This window comes from Williamsia soli, from assembly GCF_017377795.1.
Classification (GTDB): domain Bacteria; phylum Actinomycetota; class Actinomycetes; order Mycobacteriales; family Mycobacteriaceae; genus Williamsia; species Williamsia soli.
Genome location: NZ_JAFRDR010000013.1, coordinates 37809 through 52768 on the forward strand (window position 1 = coordinate 37809; position 14960 = coordinate 52768).

The 14960-nt window shown below is 63.4% G+C and carries 14 protein-coding genes; 11 read left to right on the top strand and 3 right to left on the bottom strand.

All coding sequences use genetic code 11. The features are described 5' to 3' along the window. Nucleotides 1–3 precede the first annotated feature (3 nt). From J3S28_RS25475 to J3S28_RS25495, 5 genes are all read left to right on the top strand, one after another. Nucleotides 4–1272 carry an amidohydrolase family protein gene (locus J3S28_RS25475; protein WP_207843758.1) on the top strand — a complete coding sequence of 423 codons (1269 nt, stop codon included), beginning with the start codon at nucleotides 4–6 and terminating at the stop codon, nucleotides 1270–1272. A 208-nt stretch (nucleotides 1273–1480) separates the two neighbouring features. Then, nucleotides 1481–2953, top strand: a complete 1473-nt coding sequence (locus J3S28_RS25480; RefSeq protein WP_207843759.1) for an aldehyde dehydrogenase family protein — start codon at nucleotides 1481–1483, stop codon at nucleotides 2951–2953. Between the two features lie 47 nt (nucleotides 2954–3000). Further along, the gene (locus J3S28_RS25485) at nucleotides 3001–3771 is read left to right on the top strand and encodes an SDR family NAD(P)-dependent oxidoreductase (RefSeq protein WP_207843862.1); all 771 of its coding nucleotides are present in this window, start codon (nucleotides 3001–3003) and stop codon (nucleotides 3769–3771) included. A 13-nt stretch (nucleotides 3772–3784) separates the two neighbouring features. Then, on the top strand, nucleotides 3785–4240 hold the full coding sequence (locus J3S28_RS25490; RefSeq protein ID WP_207843760.1) for a nitroreductase family deazaflavin-dependent oxidoreductase: 456 nt from the start codon (nucleotides 3785–3787) through the stop codon (nucleotides 4238–4240). A gap of 75 nt (nucleotides 4241–4315) precedes the next feature. After that, entirely contained in the window at nucleotides 4316–5041 is a 726-nt protein-coding gene (locus tag J3S28_RS25495) for a TetR/AcrR family transcriptional regulator (protein ID WP_207843761.1), read from the top strand. A 50-nt stretch (nucleotides 5042–5091) separates the two neighbouring features. Here J3S28_RS25495 and J3S28_RS25500 read toward each other — a convergent pair whose 3' ends face one another. Next, entirely contained in the window at nucleotides 5092–6669 is a 1578-nt protein-coding gene (locus J3S28_RS25500; RefSeq protein WP_207843762.1) for an AMP-binding protein, read from the bottom strand. A 234-nt stretch (nucleotides 6670–6903) separates the two neighbouring features. On the opposite strand from J3S28_RS25500, the gene J3S28_RS25505 reads away from it, so the two are divergent. The 6 genes from J3S28_RS25505 to J3S28_RS25530 all read left to right on the top strand — a co-directional run bounded on the left by J3S28_RS25505 (nucleotide 6904) and on the right by J3S28_RS25530 (nucleotide 13278). Continuing rightward, complete coding sequence (locus J3S28_RS25505) at nucleotides 6904–7329, top strand: cupin domain-containing protein (protein ID WP_207843763.1); 426 nt, start codon at nucleotides 6904–6906, stop codon at nucleotides 7327–7329. Nucleotides 7330–7506: 177 nt separating this feature from the next. Further along, nucleotides 7507–8703 carry an amidohydrolase family protein gene (locus J3S28_RS25510; RefSeq protein WP_207843764.1) on the top strand — a complete coding sequence of 399 codons (1197 nt, stop codon included), beginning with the start codon at nucleotides 7507–7509 and terminating at the stop codon, nucleotides 8701–8703. Between the two features lie 42 nt (nucleotides 8704–8745). Beyond that, a complete protein-coding gene (locus J3S28_RS25515; RefSeq protein ID WP_207843765.1) occupies nucleotides 8746–9972 on the top strand; it encodes a CaiB/BaiF CoA transferase family protein in 1227 nt (408 codons plus the stop codon). A 96-nt stretch (nucleotides 9973–10068) separates the two neighbouring features. Beyond that, the gene (locus J3S28_RS25520) at nucleotides 10069–11637 is read left to right on the top strand and encodes an ABC transporter substrate-binding protein (protein ID WP_207843766.1); all 1569 of its coding nucleotides are present in this window, start codon (nucleotides 10069–10071) and stop codon (nucleotides 11635–11637) included. A 55-nt stretch (nucleotides 11638–11692) separates the two neighbouring features. Further along, complete coding sequence (locus J3S28_RS25525) at nucleotides 11693–12859, top strand: thiolase family protein (RefSeq protein ID WP_207843767.1); 1167 nt, start codon at nucleotides 11693–11695, stop codon at nucleotides 12857–12859. Next, nucleotides 12856–13278, top strand: coding sequence for a Zn-ribbon domain-containing OB-fold protein (locus J3S28_RS25530; RefSeq protein WP_207843768.1), 423 nt, complete (start codon nucleotides 12856–12858; stop codon nucleotides 13276–13278). Before J3S28_RS25525 ends, J3S28_RS25530 begins: the two co-directional genes overlap by 4 nt. 15 nt (nucleotides 13279–13293) lie before the next feature. Here J3S28_RS25530 and J3S28_RS25535 read toward each other — a convergent pair whose 3' ends face one another. Both J3S28_RS25535 and J3S28_RS25540 read right to left on the bottom strand, forming a co-directional pair. Beyond that, nucleotides 13294–13941, bottom strand: coding sequence for a nitroreductase family protein (locus J3S28_RS25535; protein ID WP_207843769.1), 648 nt, complete (start codon nucleotides 13939–13941; stop codon nucleotides 13294–13296). Nucleotides 13942–13987: 46 nt separating this feature from the next. Continuing rightward, nucleotides 13988–14944 carry an LLM class F420-dependent oxidoreductase gene (locus tag J3S28_RS25540; RefSeq protein ID WP_207843770.1) on the bottom strand — a complete coding sequence of 319 codons (957 nt, stop codon included), beginning with the start codon at nucleotides 14942–14944 and terminating at the stop codon, nucleotides 13988–13990. Nucleotides 14945–14960 lie beyond the last annotated feature (16 nt).

Genomic DNA, 14960 nt, shown 5'->3' on the forward strand with positions numbered 1-14960 from the left:
TTCATGAACATTGACGACATGGTCATGGTCAGCATCGACGATCACGTGGTCGAGCCGGCCGACATCTTCGAAAAGCACTTCCCGAAGAGCCTGATGGACCAGGCCCCCACACTGACGGCCAATCCACGCAACCCCGACGTGCAGGCCTGGCTCTTCCAGGGCCAGGTTGTCGGCAGCTCCGGCCTCAACGCCGTCGTCTCGTGGCCCAAGAAGGAGTGGGGTATGGACCCGACGGGCTATGCGGAGATGCGGCCAGGTGTCTACGACATGGGCATGCGCGTGCGCGACATGGATGCCAATGGCACTCTGGCGGCGACCCTGTTCGCCACCTTCCCCGGCTTCGCGGGTACACACCTGGCCAGCCTTCCGGACAAGAAGCTCTCGCTGGCGGCGTGCAAGGCCTTCAACGACTGGGTTGTCGGTGAAGTCCCTGACACTTTCCCGGGTCGCTTCCTTCCTCTGGGCATCATCCCGTTCTTCGACCAGGCCGAGTCGGTCAAGGAAATCCATCGGCTCGCCGCAATGGGGTGTCGGTCGATCAGTATTCCGGAAACGCCCTACGGCTCAGGGTTTCCCGACTTCAAGTCGGGCTACTGGGATCCGATGTTCGAGGCGTGTTCCGAGCACAACATCGTTCAGAGCCTCCACATCGGAGGTGGTTTCAGCCTGATCAAGCGCCCCGAGGGTTTCAATCTCGACGACATGATGGTCTTGACTCCCTTGATCTCGACGATCGCCGCGAACGACGTACTGCTCAGCGGTGTCTTTCAGAAATTCCCTGACCTCAAGTTCGCCATGAGCGAGGGCGGGGTCGGCTGGGTTGCGCCGTGGCTCGATCGCGTCGAACGACACATAGACAACCAGTCCGAGTGGCTGGGCTCGAGCTTCCTGCCCGCGGGTATGACAGCAACCGAAGTGTGGCGCAAAAACTTTCTGGCGTGCTACATCACCGAGCCGAGCGGGCTGAACAATCGCGACAGACTCGGAATCGACACCATCGCGTGGGAATGCGACTACCCACACTCCGATTCGACCTGGCCCCGCTCACCGGAAATCCTCAAGGAAGAACTCGACGCGGCCGAATGCACCGACGAGGAAATCGACAAGATCACCTTCGCCAACGTCGCGAAGTTCTTCGACTGGGATCCGTTCAAGCACATCGCCCGTGAAGATGCGACGGTCGGCGCACTCCGGGCCCGAGCCGGCGACGTCGACACCCGAGAGACGTCGAAGCTCGAATACCGGCGGCGTTACGAGCTCGCAAACTCCTAGCACCCCGGCCACCAGCCAATACCCACAGATGCCGGCACGGCGCCTGTGGGTATTGTCATTTCGTTGCATATGTGACCCTCGTTCTATACTGTACGAGAGTGTTGTTCTAGTATAGACGCGAACATGAGTCCAGGTCATCCCGCTCGACCGGCAACCGCCGCGAGGCAAGCTTCGGCGGGCGATCTCGCAAACTCCTCGAGGAGCCCACGTGACAACGATCATCAGCACCCGCTCGCCCTACATAGACGGCAAATACGTAGTCGGCGACGGTGAATCGCTACCGGTGATCAACCCCGCAACGGAAGAGGTGTTCACCGAGGTCGAGACCACGTCCGTGAAGCAGGTCGAGACGGCAGTCCTTGCCGCACGACGCGCATTCGACATCGGCGACTGGGCGTGGGCCGACAAACGCGACCGGGTCCGCCTCGTTCTCAGGATGCTCGACTACTTCGAGGAACATCGCGACGAGCTGGGCCGGACAATTCAGCAGGAGGCCGGCGCCACGACGCGCATGCTCGGCTCTGCGCAACTGGATCACGCGATCGCGCAGATGCGCCAGACCGTCGACCTGTATCTGTCGTTACCCGACCAGGAATACAGCCCGCGCCCACTCGACATGGCCATAGCCGCGAACTCCGTCGGGCTCAGCGTGATGACGTACGAGCCCGTGGGCGTCGTATCGTGCATCTCGGCCTACAACTGTCCGTTCTGGATCAACGCGTGGAAAGCGATTCCCGCACTGCTCACCGGCAACACCGTGGTGTTGCGGCCGAGTCCGTTGACCCCCTTGTCGGCGTTGGTGTTCGGCGACGCCGCCGAGGCAGCGGGCCTGCCCGCAGGTGTGCTCAACGTGGTGCTCGAGGCAGGGTACGAGGGCTCCGCCTTGATGACCACACACCCGGCGGTGGATCAGGTAAGTTTCACCGGCTCGACGGCAGTCGGCAAGACGATCATGCGGCAGGCCGCTGACACCGCCAAACGGGTGATGCTCGAACTCGGCGGCAAGTCGGTACAGCTGTATCTGCCTGATGGCGTCGACAAGGCACCCATGGGCTTTCCTGTTGTCTTCGCCAATCACTCCGGCCAGGCCTGCGTGGCAGCCACCCGCATGCTCGTGCCTCACGCCCGCAAGGAAGAGGTACTCGACAAGGGCGCGGCCATCGCAGCCCGGTTGACCATCGGCGATCCGGCCGACCCCGCAACCCTGATGGGACCACTGATCTCGGCCGCTCAGCGCGATCGATGTGCACTGTACGTACAACGCTCAGTCGCCGCTGGTGGACGCGTGGTGACCGGCGGCAAGCGCCCAGCCGGTCACGAGAGGGGCTACTACTTCGAACCTACGATCCTCGATGTCCCGGACAACGCCAATCCCGCAGCGCAAGAGGAGATCTTCGGCCCGGTCGTCACGGTCATAGGCTACGACACGGTGGACGAGGCAATCGCCATCGCCAATGACTCCCCCTACGGCCTCTCGGGACAGGTGTACAGCCCGGATCTCGTTGCGGCGACAGCAGTTGCGCGCCGCATCAGGGCGGGCGCGGTCAACGTCAACGGGCTCGGCGCCAGCGCATACGCCTCATCCGGCGGTTACAAGGAGAGCGGTTTGGGTCGTGAACGCGGAGTAGACGGCTTGCGCGCGTACCAGGAGATCAAACACGTCAGCGTCAACAACTGGTGACCACCGAAACCCTCATCGCCATCGACATCCCCACAGGAGACCTCAGAATGCAGCTCGAAGGAAAGACGATCGCCATAACCGGGGCAGGCTCAGGAGTGGGCAGGGCCGCCACACTCTTGTTCACCCGCGAGGGCGGGAATGTCGTGTGTTTGGACGTCAACGACGCGTGGGCCAAGGAGACGGCGCGGTTGGCCGAGGCCGAAGGCGGCAATTCGATTGCAGTGCACTGCGATGTGTCCGATGAAGATGACGTAGAAGCGGCTATTGCGGCCACCGTCAGCGAATACGGCCGGCTTGATGTGATGTTCAACAACGCAGCCATAGCCACCCCGCGGCCCGGCCTCCGATTCGAAGACCACACCGTCGAGGAGTTCGAGAAACTCACATCGATCAATTTCAAGGGCGTGTTTCTCGGAACCAAGCACGCCGTCCGGCAGTTCCGGGCCCAGAACTCGCCAGGAGCGATCGTCAACACCGCGTCGGTGGCAGGAATGGTCGGGTGGGGTGGAACCGTCTACGGCGCCATCAAAGGCGGGGTGATTCAACTCACCAGGGCGGTCGCCGTCGAGTCCGCACCGTTCGACATTCGAGTGAACGCGGTCTGCCCCGCCGGTATGCCTGCCACCAATTTCATGGACATCCCCACCGATGAGGCAACCCAGAGCGCCGCTTTCGAGAAGGTCGCCCAACAGCATCCGCTGGGCCGGAACATCGACCCGGAAGACATCGCGGCTGCGGCACTGTTCTTGGCGTCGGACAGCGCGCGCAACATCACCGGAGTCGCTCTGCCGGTCGACGGCGGATACGTAGCACGATAACGCGAGGAGAGACATGACCACGGACAACAGCGAGACGAAGTATCAACCGCAAAACCTGACCCTCCGGGGTGCCGAGCACGTAGAACGTTACCGGGCCACAGACGGTGCGGAAGGCCATATCTGGAACGGTGCGACCTGCTTGCTGCTGACCACCACAGGCCGCAAGAGCGGCGAACCCCGGGAGACGCCGCTCATCTACGCGCAGGACGGGGATGACCTCGTCGTGATCGCGTCCAAGGGGGGTGCCCCCAAAGCACCGAATTGGTACGAGAATCTGGTGGTGGATCCGGAGGTCACGATTCAGATCTTGGCCGAACGCTTCCCCGCGCGTGCACACGAGGTCGATGGCGAAGAATACTCCCGTCTCTGGGATCTGGCCGCAGCCTCCTGGCCGAACTACAACGTGTACGCACAACGGACCAACCGGCGGATTCCCGTTGTCGTGTTGCGCCGCACACGCGCGCACTGACGTCTTCCCGGTAGACCGGCAACCACGATTGACGGTTTAAGGTCGGGGGAACACAACGAGTAGGGGTGGTCGAGCGTGGTAGACGCTTCCAGCAAGCATGCGCAGTCGATCTGGGAGTCGCGGGCGCTCGATCGCTCGGCGATACGGGCACAGGACAAGACTGCGGCGCGGCAACTGTCGACCGCACGCGAGATCATCGGCGCGGGGAGGAAGCTGTTCGCAGAGTCCAGCAGCTTCCAGTTCACGATGAAACAGGTCAGCGTGCAGGCCGGTGTCGCACTGCAGACCGTCTACCGGCATTTCGAGACGAAAGACCTGCTGGTGCTGGCGATCCTCGAGGAGGAGATCCGCTCGTCCGTAGCCAAGATCGAAGCCGACGTCGCCACAATTGAAGATCCGCTGGAAAAAGTCCACTCCGTGATCACCGGACCTGCGTCGAGGCAGAGGACGAAACAACAGAACTTGATGGGTGCAGCGATAGTGCGCGAGCACCTCCGACTCCAGGTCGATCATCCGGCCGACGTGGCGCTGGTGGTGGCGCCCTACTTCGTCTTGATGGAAGACATCCTGCGGACCGCTGCCGACGCCGGCGTGCTGCAGATCGTCGATCCCAAACGCGATGCTCAGATCATCCAGCATCTCGTCATGTCGTTTTATCACCAGTTCGCGCTGGGCGTGGTCTCTGGCGACCCTGCCGAGGAGACCGCTTACCTCTGGGAGTTCTGCCGCGCCGCACTCGACCGCGGGATCGCAGCCGCCAAGCCGGCTCGTCCTCGACGGCGGATCGCTCCGAAGAAGTAGCCGACCTGAGGTGGGCGGCCGCCATCACCCGTGAAGGGCAGGGCGGGCGCTCAGCCCGTCGCCGTCTCGGACTCATCCGCCGCGCCCGCCTTGGTCCGCATTCCTGGAATACTCTGGCGCACAGCATACTTCTGGACCTTACCGCTGGCTGTCCGCGGAAGCGCTTCGACGACGAACAACTCTTCCGGCCATTTCTGGCGGGCCATCCCGGCGCCGTCGAAGTGCGCTCGGACTTCGCCTAGAGTCGGAGCGGCATGACCCGGCCGCAGCCGCATCACCGCGGTGGCGTGCTCTCCCAACCGGGCGTCCGACCCCGCAACCACCACGGCCTCGGCCACAGCGGGCATCGACAGCAGCACATCTTCGACCTCCACCGCGCTGATGTTCTCCCCACCGCGGATGATCAGGTCCGACTTCCGGTCGGTGATGGTCAGATAACCGTCGTCATCCACGACACCTACGTCTCCGGTTCGGTACCAGCCGTCGTCGTCGAATGCGTTGCCGGTCAACGAATCATCTGTGTAGCCGATACATAGATCAGGGCCGCGACTGAAGATTTCACCGTCCTCGCCCAGCCTGATCTCAACGCCGAGTCGCGGCTTGCCATCGGTGTAGAGGCGCTTGTCTTCGGGCGCCGAGTTCAGCGAACCGGTGATCGACGGGTGTTCGGTGCTTCCATAGGACCGCGTGACACAGATACCCAGATCTGCGAGATGCCGGGTCACCGTCGCGGGAACCGCCGAACCGCCGAGGCCCATGTACTTGAGGTAATCCAGATGGTCATCCCTGAACGCGTCCAGGTCGAGCAGACTCGTCACGAAGTAGGGCGGGCCACCGCCGATCGCCACTCCATGGCTGTCGATGAGTTCGAGTACGCGGGCCGGCTCCCACTGATCGAGCAGATCGACCGAGACGCCTTCGAGGATCGGGGTGAGCAGCGCGCTCACCATTCCGATGAAGTGCCCCACGGGAAGAGCAGTCAGTTGTGCGCCGCGATCCTCCGGGTAGTTCGCCAGTAATTGCCGGGTTTCGAACCCGAGCGTCTGGTGACTGTGGATCACGCCTTTGGGGTCGCGGGTGGTTCCCGAAGTGAACGCGATGACCGCAGGCGCAGCCGGGTCGACGTCGAGCGTTCCCTGCAACGGTTTATCGGCGAGCAGGTCGTCGAAGTTCTCGCCGACCACACCGACGATGGGCACTGCCGCACTCACCTCTGGTCGATAGGTCATCCGGCCGAACTGTGCGGCGGTGACATACACCTTGGGTTGAGTGGTCGCCAGCACGAATGACAGCTCCTTGGGCCCATAGAAATGCACCATGGGAACCACCACGGCGCCGAGAAATGACGAGGCCCAGAAGGTGGCCGCGGCTTCCATCCAGTTGGGAAGTTGCATGACAACAACATCTCCGGGACCCACGCCTCGATCCCGCAGCCCGCCGGCCAATCTGCGTGCGACCAGCTCGACGTCCCCGAACGTTCCCACGTAAGGTCGCACCGCCGAATGGACACGGAACGTGACATCAGGGTGTTGGTGCAAGCCCTCCGCCACCATCTTGCCGAGGGAGTCGGGGGTCCACCACCCCATGTCCTGGTAACGCTGAGCGAGATCGGCGGGGATAGTGCGCATCTGGCTTCGATCCTCCTGGATTGTTCGGTGGCGCAGCAGTCGGCGCACCACACGGGACGATCACCGACGCTCCGCGTCGACGGCTCGGCGAGTACGCCGGCATCGGAATCGGCGATCCGAAAGTGATGAGAATGACACTCTCAATCTGTCAGAATCATACTCTAGCCCGCGCGAGAACCAGGGTGTTCCGTACGCGCTACTCGAACCGCCCATCCCCGACCCGGAGGACCTCCGATGCCCCACGCCAGACCAGCAGACCTTCCCAACGGCGGCGGGGGCCGCTGGCCCGCGGCCAATGACCACTTCCGATCAGCCCAGTGGGGTGACCTCGAGGTCGGCTATACCACCACTGCAGGTCCAGTCGACACCACCGAACTGAACAGGGTGGGCGGACTAGCGGGCGGCGTGTGCCCCTGCCCCCACTATGGCTATGTCTTCGAGGGTTCCATCACCGCCGTATATCCCGACACCGGCAAGCCTGACGAAGTGATCTCGGCGGGCGAGGTCTACTTCATCCCCGCCGGACACGTACTCAAGTATGACCGGCAGACCAACCACCTCGAGTTCAACCCGGCCTTCGCGCTACAGCAGTGCATGGATGCCATGCAGCGCACAGCAGACCTCGCCGCTCAGGCAACCAGCAACCGCCCAGACATCTGACAACTACCCGCACTGTCCGTTGCGGATGTGACCATCGTTCTATATTGTACGAGAGTGTGATTCTCGTAACAACGGGATCGCAAGTCCAGGACCGGTCGCATCGCCCTCCGATGGCCGGCACCCCGCAGCCCTCCACGTACGACACCGGGCTGCTCCTCGCACCAGAAGGAGACGACAGTGACCTCATCCACCTCACCCGACCTGAACTGGTTGATCTCGGTCGACGATCACATCCTCGAGCCACCGCACGTCTGGCAAGACCGCATCGCCGCCAAAGACCGGGACCGCGCACCCAAACTCGTCCGTGACGGCGACAAGGAGACGTGGGTCTACGAAAACCGCATCGTCCCGACCAGCGGACTGTCCGCGGTCGTCGGAAAGTCTCGCGAAGAGTTCAGCCCCGAAGCCATCACCTATGCCGACATGCACCCGGGGTGCTACGACCCCAAGGTTCGCCTCGAACACATGAATGAAGCCGGAATCCTTGCCTCCCTCGGCTTTCCCTCGTTCCCACGGTTTTGCGGACAGATCTTCTACGAAGCCCAGGACAAGGACCTCGCACTACGGTGCCTGCAGGCCTACAACGACTGGATCTTCGAAGAGTGGTGCGCCACGGACCCAGGTCGCTTCATCCCCCTGGTCATCATGCCTTTGTGGGACACCGATCTGGCCGTCAAGGAGATCGAACGCACCGCCGCCCTCGGGGCCCGATCGGTGGCCTTCTCCGAGAACCCCGAACCCCTGGGCCTGCCCACGATCAACGACCCCAGCCGCTACTGGGACCCCGTCATGCAAGCCGCTGCCGACAACGATCTCGTCATCTCCATGCACGTCGGATCTTCCTCCCGCCTTCCCACCATCGCCAGCGACGCCCCCTTCATGGCCAACCTCACCTGGGGTGCCACCCGTACCGCCGGCACAATGCTGCAGTGGTTGTTCTCCGACTACTTCGCCAAGTTTCCGAACCTCAAAATCGCTCTGTCAGAAGGCAATATCGGTTGGATTCCCTATTTCCTCGAACGCGCCGAGCAAGTGTACGAAAAGCAGCGCTTCTGGGCCGCCAAGGGCGTCAAGTACGAGGGTCACGCCGCCACCGAGGTCCCGCTGGACCTCGATATCCGCCAGCGTTTCAAGGACCACGTCTACGGTTGCTTCATCCACGACGAAGCCGGTATCGCCAACATCGACCTCATCGGCGAAGACAACATCATGTTCGAGACCGATTACCCCCACTCCGACAGCACCTGGCCGGACTCCATCAACGTGGCCCGCAAACAGATCCAGCACCTCCCCGAAGCCACCCAATACAAGCTCCTCCGCGGCAACGCCGAGAAGCTGTATCGATTCGAACCGACCGTGCCCGACCTCACGTAGTCACCGCACCAACACAATCGGGAATCAGCGAAGGAGATCTGGGTGGATGCGACGGTGGGAACCAACGTCTTCGACGGCGTCAAGGTGGTGGAGCTCGCCCAGTGGGTGTTCGTACCCGTGGCGGGTGCCCTGTTGTCCGACTGGGGAGCCGACGTCGTCAAAGTCGAGTCACCGACCGCCGGCGATCCCTATCGAGGCCTTGTCGAGCAAGGTGTCACCACCGGGACCGAGCGGGTGAACTACTCGATCGAGCTCGCGAATCGGGGCAAGCGCAGTATCGGACTGGATCTGAAGAACCCGGAAGGCCGGGAGATCTTCTACAAGCTGATCGCCGAAGCCGATGTCTTCCTCACCAACTTCCGTGCATCCGCACTGGACCGGTTGGGACTGAGCGTAGATCACCTGCGAAAGCACAACCCGCAGTTGATTTATGCCCGCGGTCATGGGTTCGGTGTGCGCGGTCCGGACAAAGACGTCCCGGCCTACGACAACACCGCGTTCTGGTCGCGTGGAGGGATGGCACACGTGCTGACCCCGGAAAACATGGACTATCCGATCTCCCCACGCGGCGCCTTCGGAGATCGCCAGGCGGCCATGAACCTGGCCTTCGGGGTGTCTGGCGCCCTCTTCCGGCGCGAGCGAACCGGCGAGCCGTCTGTGGTGGACGTGTCGCTGTTGTCCAGCGCCATGTGGACTCTGGGATCCGACATGCTGGGCGCACTGCAGGGCCAGGAGCCCCGGGCGCGGTCGACGCGTGGTCAGAGTCCGAATCCGCTCGGCAATGTCTTCCGAACTCGGGACGGCCGTCACATCACCCTGGCCCTCCTTCAGCCCGATCGTTACTGGGCCGAGCTGTGCGAAGTGCTGGGGAGGCCGGAGCTGTTCGGCGACAGCCGCTTCGGGACGCTGAAGAGCCGGTCCGAGAACCGGGTCGACTGCCTCAAGATCCTCGACGAGATCTTCGCGGGCCGCACATACGCCGACTGGGTGTCCCGCTTCTCGACGTCAGATATGCCCTGGGCCCCGGTCCAGTCGGTCGAAGAGGTCCTGACAGATCCTCAGGTGATTGCCAACGGCTACCTCTCCACAGTCGCGTCCGAGGGCGGCGCCGAGTTGACATTCCCCAACGGTCCAGTCCAGTTCGACGAGGCCCCTCCGGTCCTGCGCCGGGCCCCGGAACACGGCGCGCACACCGAGGACATCCTCCTCGAACTGGGCTTCGACTGGGGCGAGATCAGCGAATTGAAAGACCACCGCGCGATCATGTGAGCAGCCTCCTGCTTGCCGAATGCGACTCTGCTGCAAAGAGTCAAGAAGTTTTGACCACCTTCATCAAACCACGCACCACTCCCCGAGAGGTCGACGATGATTCGACAACGACGTCTACTCACCGCAACACTGGCCGTGTTGTGTTCCGCAGCAATGCTTGTGACCGCATGCGGTTCATCTGCCGACCAGGCAGGATCGTCCGCAGACGAGGGCGCACCGGTCGCCGGCGGCACGGTGAACGCCATCCAGGTGAGCGAACCGCGCACCCTCGATCCCGCGACCCTGGGGAATGTTTGGGCGACCCAGGCCATGTTGGGCAACGCACTGTATGGCACGTTGATGATCAACAATCCGGAAACGCTCGAGATCGAATACAAGATGGCCGAGGACTTCTCGAGCTCCGACGGCGGCGCCACCTACACGATGAAGTTGCGTCCGGGCCTCGAGTTCACCGACGGTACGCCGCTCGACGCCGAAGCGGTCAAGTTCAACTGGGACCGCGTCAAGGACCCGAAACTGGGATCCGGTGCCAGCAAGGTCAGTCCACAGATCGCCGAGACGACGGTCGTCGATCCGACCACATTGACAGTCGCCATGGTCGCCCCCAACTCGCATTTCGACCAGGCGGTGGTCACCAGTGCATTGAACTGGATCGCCTCACCGACTGCTTTGCAGAAGAGCCGCGCGGAGTTCGATGCCGCGCCGGTCGGCGCCGGACCGTTCACGCTGTCGGAATGGAGCCGGCAGAACCAGATAGTCCTCAACAAGAACCCTGGCTATTGGGATGCACCGAAGCCGTATGTCGACTCGATTTCTTTCCGGTTCGTCGCCGACACTGCTCAGCGGTTCAATGCGGTCGTGAGCGGCGCCGCCGACATCAGCGCGGAATCGAATCCCAAGAGCATCGAGGACGCCACCGCCCAGAACCTGAAGACCGACCTCGTGGTAACCGGTGGTGGCCAGTATTTGGCCATGAACACCCGGCGCGCTCCGTTCGATGACCCGAGGGCTCGCCAGGCGGTGTCACTGGCCCTGGATCTCGACGCCCTCAACACCGTCGTCTACATCGGTGCGGGCGACGTGCCCAACACGCTGTTCCCCGAGGTCTCCCCCTTCTACAGCAACATCCCGCTCCGCGAGACCAACAAGGCGCAGGCACAAGCCTTGTTCGACGAGCTGGCCGCCGAAGGAAAGCCGGTCAACTTCGACTTCACGAGCTTCTCGAGCACGGAGAACAAGATGGCCGCCGAGGGTGTCCAATCTCAACTCAGCGCGTACAACAACGTCGAGGTCGGCGTAAAGAACGTCGACTCCACCGCAATACAATCCGTGGTCGGTCAGCGCGATTTTCAGATGGTGGTCACCTCGGCGAACATCATCGACCCGGACACCGAACTGTGGGTGAGCTTCCACTCGAAGTCGCAGGGCAACATGACCGGCATCAGTGATCCCCAACTCGATGCTGCGCTCGATGCCGGCCGCGTCGGCGCAACGGTCGAGGAGCGCAAGGCTGCATACGACACGGTGCAGGAGCGGCTCGCCGAAGTCGTCCCCGGCGTCTTCTACATCCGGTCCACGCCGTCGGTGATGGCTGCCGGCAAGACCAAGGGCGTGGATCTCTACGGTCTCGGTTCTCCGCTACCCGAGGAGCTGTGGGTCAACTGAACGGTCCGGCGATGATCGAATACCCGCGGTTCGGCGTGCCACGAGAGGACGGTCGATGACAGCATCATTGGACATCGCGGTCGCCGGCATGGGTCTCACAGAACAGGGACGGCATACCGGGGCCTCAGGACGGGACCTCCGGAGGCAAGCACTCGACCTCGCCCTCGACGACGCCGGACTGACGCGGTCGGACATCGACGGATACATCCTGATCGGCGCCTCCTTCGAGGACCTCCGGTATCTGGGCCTGTCTCCGGCATTCTCCTACTCCCTCATGACCGGCGGTGCCTCACCGACCGCGAGTGTGCTGGTCGCCGCCGGCGCGATCGCCACCGGCCAGGCCACCACCATCGCCTGCGTCTATGGCGAGGCCTACTCGTCCGCACCTCCGAAACTGTTGCCGCACAGCACTGGCGGCACCGAACGGGACATCCGGTCGTACAGCTACGGCTATCCGTACCTGTACGGCATGGTGGGGCCGGCATCGGCGTACGCGCTCGCGGCGCGACGACACATGGAGTTGTACGGGACCACCTCGGAAGACCTGGGACGGGTGGCAGTCGTCGAACGAGACTATGCCTCCGTCCGGCCCGGAACGCAGGGGTACGGTCAGCCGATCTCGCTGGCCGACCACCAGGAGTCGCGCATGATCGTCGATCCTCTGCGGCTTCTGGACTGCTCACGACCGACCGATGGCGGCGCGGCAATCATCGTCACCTCGAACGAACGTGCGGCCGATCTGACCGACCACCCCGTGAGCGTCTTGGGCGGCGGAACCTCACACGCGATCGAAACATGGTGGAAGGAGACGATGTTCGAGTCGATGAATGTCGGTCGTGCTGCCCGGACCGCCTTGGAGCAGGCGCGGATGAACATCGGCGACATCGACGTGGCGCAGCTATATGCCCCCTTCACGATTGCCGTTCTCATGCAACTCGAGGAATATGGCTTCTGCGCGGCAGGCGAGGGTGGTTCCTTCGTCGCCGAAGGCCACACCGGACCGACCGGCGCGATACCCACGAACACCGGAGGTGGGCAACTGTCGGGTTTCTACGCCACCGGTTTCACGCCACTGAGCGAAGGGATCCTCCAGATGCGTGGCCAGGCTCCGAGTAGTCAGATCCCCGAGGCGCGAACGTGCCTCGTCAGCGGATCGGGAGGCAACGGCGGTATCCAGGGGTCCTGGTCGCACGCCACCCTGGTCCTGGGAACCGACCGGTGAGCGCGGACCGCCCATTACCGGGCGATGTCGTAGACGACGCCATCGATCAACCTTTCTGGGACGCATGCAATGACAGCGTTCTCCTGGTGTACCGCTGCAATACCTGTGGCACGTCCTACTGGCCCGCGGGCTCGTGCACCACACACGGCATGTCCGACATGGGCTGGGTGCCCGCCGCTGGGACCGGACAGCTGCACACCTGGACCGTGGTGCACCAGAGGTACAGCCGCTCCTTCACCGACGACGATAAGATCGTCGCGGTTATCAAGCTCGACGAGGGACCGTTCTTTCATACCAACCTCATCGACACCCACGCCGACGATCTGAAAGTCGGCCTGCCGGTGAAAGTCACCTTCTCGACTGGTGACGACGGGGTGGCGCTACCGATGTTCCGACTGTCGGGTCCACCGCAGCAGTGATCCTTGCGGTTCCGTCTACCCGCTCGTCAAATTGCCTGCGGGCCCGTCCCACTGGTCCAGAGCGACGAAATCCGAAAGCGGCCGGCGCCGCACGAGCCCATGACTGCCTCGCGGCCATCCCACCACCACGTGGCCGGCCAGAACCCAATCCGATGGCATGCCAACGGCTTCGCGGAGAAGCGCCTCACCCTCATACGACGCCCAGCTCGTCAGGCAAGCTCCGAGCCCCTGTGCGCGTGCAGCCAACAGGAAGTTCTGCATGGCCGGGAAGATCGAGCCGCCGAGCAGCAGTTCCGACGCGGTCTCGAATCTCTGTTGGGCAAACAGTACGGAAGTGAATTCGCCTGCACGATCGTGCAGTTCGTAGGTCGCCCGGTTGTTTCGGGCTCGGCGGCTGTTGTCGTCGGCGGAGGGGCGGGACATCCCGTAGACCGGTTCGATCACGTCGAGGGCGTGCGCCGCAGCCTTTCCGACGACCGATCGGAGTTCGGGCGACCGGAGCACCACGAACTTCCAGGCCTGAGCGTTCGCCCCCGAGGGCGCCCAGGTCGCCGCGCGCAAACACTTGGTCAGCGTGGCGTCGTCCACCGGTTCGTCTGTGAAACGCCGAATGGTCCTGGCGGTCGACATCGTCTCCCAGACATCCGAGGTCGCATCACTCATCTCTGCAGTGCCCTCCCAGCCGGTGCACGGCCGTAGTCGGATGACGTCATCGCATGTCTGCGACGAGCCCCGCAATGACCTCGCGGGTCCGGTACTTCGACGCGATCAGTTCGTCACGGTTGTCGCCGATCGGCAGCAGTCGCATCGACAGGTCGGTGACGCCGGCGTCGGCGAACCGCTGAAAACGCTTCATGATCGCTTCTTCGTCTCCGACCGCACACAGGTCGCCGACATCCTTGGCATCGCCGTACCCGAGCAGACGCTGGTAGTTCGGCGAGATCTCGGCTTCGCCCAGGATTCGGTTTGCGCGCTCGCGTGCCACGTCCACCTGGGAGGGCGCGCATAGGCACACCGGAATCCCGGCGACGATGCGTGGGGCCTTCCGCCCGGCGTTGGCGGCCGCCTTCGTGATCCGCGGAACCACGTGATCGGAGACGGCCCGTTCGTCGGCCATCCACAAGATGGTGCCGTCGGTACGCTCTCCGGCGAGATCGAGCATGACCGGCCCGAGTGCGGCCACGAGGATCGGCAACGGGGCGATCGGACCGAGCTCGAGTGGGTTGTGCACCGTGAACGTGGTGTTCTCGACGTCGATCGGCCCGGGAGCCTGCTGTGCGGCATCGAGGACGTCGAGGTAGTCGCGGGTGAACCGTGCCGGCTTCTCGTAAGGCAGCCCGAGCATGTCCTTGACGATCCAGTGGTGCGAAGGTCCGACGCCCAGCGCCAGGCGGCCCCCGGTGGCGGCGTGCGCCGACAGGGCTTGCCTCGCCAACGCGATCGGATGCTGAGCCTGCAGCGGCACGACGGCCGTACCGATCTCGATCCGGCTCGTCCGCGTCCCCATCAGCGCCACCGTGATCAGCGCATCGAAATCGGTCGGGACCTGGGGAATCCACGCCGTGTCGAGCCCGGCTTCTTCCGCCCACACGATGTCGTCGAGCATCCGGCTGACCTTCTTCGCCGAGTCGCCTCGCTCGGGACCGATCATCACTCCGACGCGCATGAATCCTCCAGATCTC

What these genes read in the sequence shown, in the direction of transcription:
- J3S28_RS25485 (WP_207843862.1), top strand. Translation starts at nt 3,001, where the DNA reads ATGCAGCTCGAAGGAAAGACGATCGCCATAACCGGGGCAGGCTCAGGA.
- J3S28_RS25490 (WP_207843760.1), top strand. Translation starts at nt 3,785, where the DNA reads ATGACCACGGACAACAGCGAGACGAAGTATCAACCGCAAAACCTGACC.
- J3S28_RS25535 (WP_207843769.1), bottom strand. Translation starts at nt 13,941, where the DNA reads ATGAGTGATGCGACCTCGGATGTCTGGGAGACGATGTCGACCGCCAGG.
- J3S28_RS25520 (WP_207843766.1), top strand. Translation starts at nt 10,069, where the DNA reads ATGATTCGACAACGACGTCTACTCACCGCAACACTGGCCGTGTTGTGT.
- J3S28_RS25500 (WP_207843762.1), bottom strand. Translation starts at nt 6,669, where the DNA reads ATGCGCACTATCCCCGCCGATCTCGCTCAGCGTTACCAGGACATGGGG.
- J3S28_RS25540 (WP_207843770.1), bottom strand. Translation starts at nt 14,944, where the DNA reads ATGCGCGTCGGAGTGATGATCGGTCCCGAGCGAGGCGACTCGGCGAAG.
- J3S28_RS25525 (WP_207843767.1), top strand. Translation starts at nt 11,693, where the DNA reads ATGACAGCATCATTGGACATCGCGGTCGCCGGCATGGGTCTCACAGAA.
- J3S28_RS25505 (WP_207843763.1), top strand. Translation starts at nt 6,904, where the DNA reads ATGCCCCACGCCAGACCAGCAGACCTTCCCAACGGCGGCGGGGGCCGC.
- J3S28_RS25475 (WP_207843758.1), top strand. Translation starts at nt 4, where the DNA reads ATGAACATTGACGACATGGTCATGGTCAGCATCGACGATCACGTGGTC.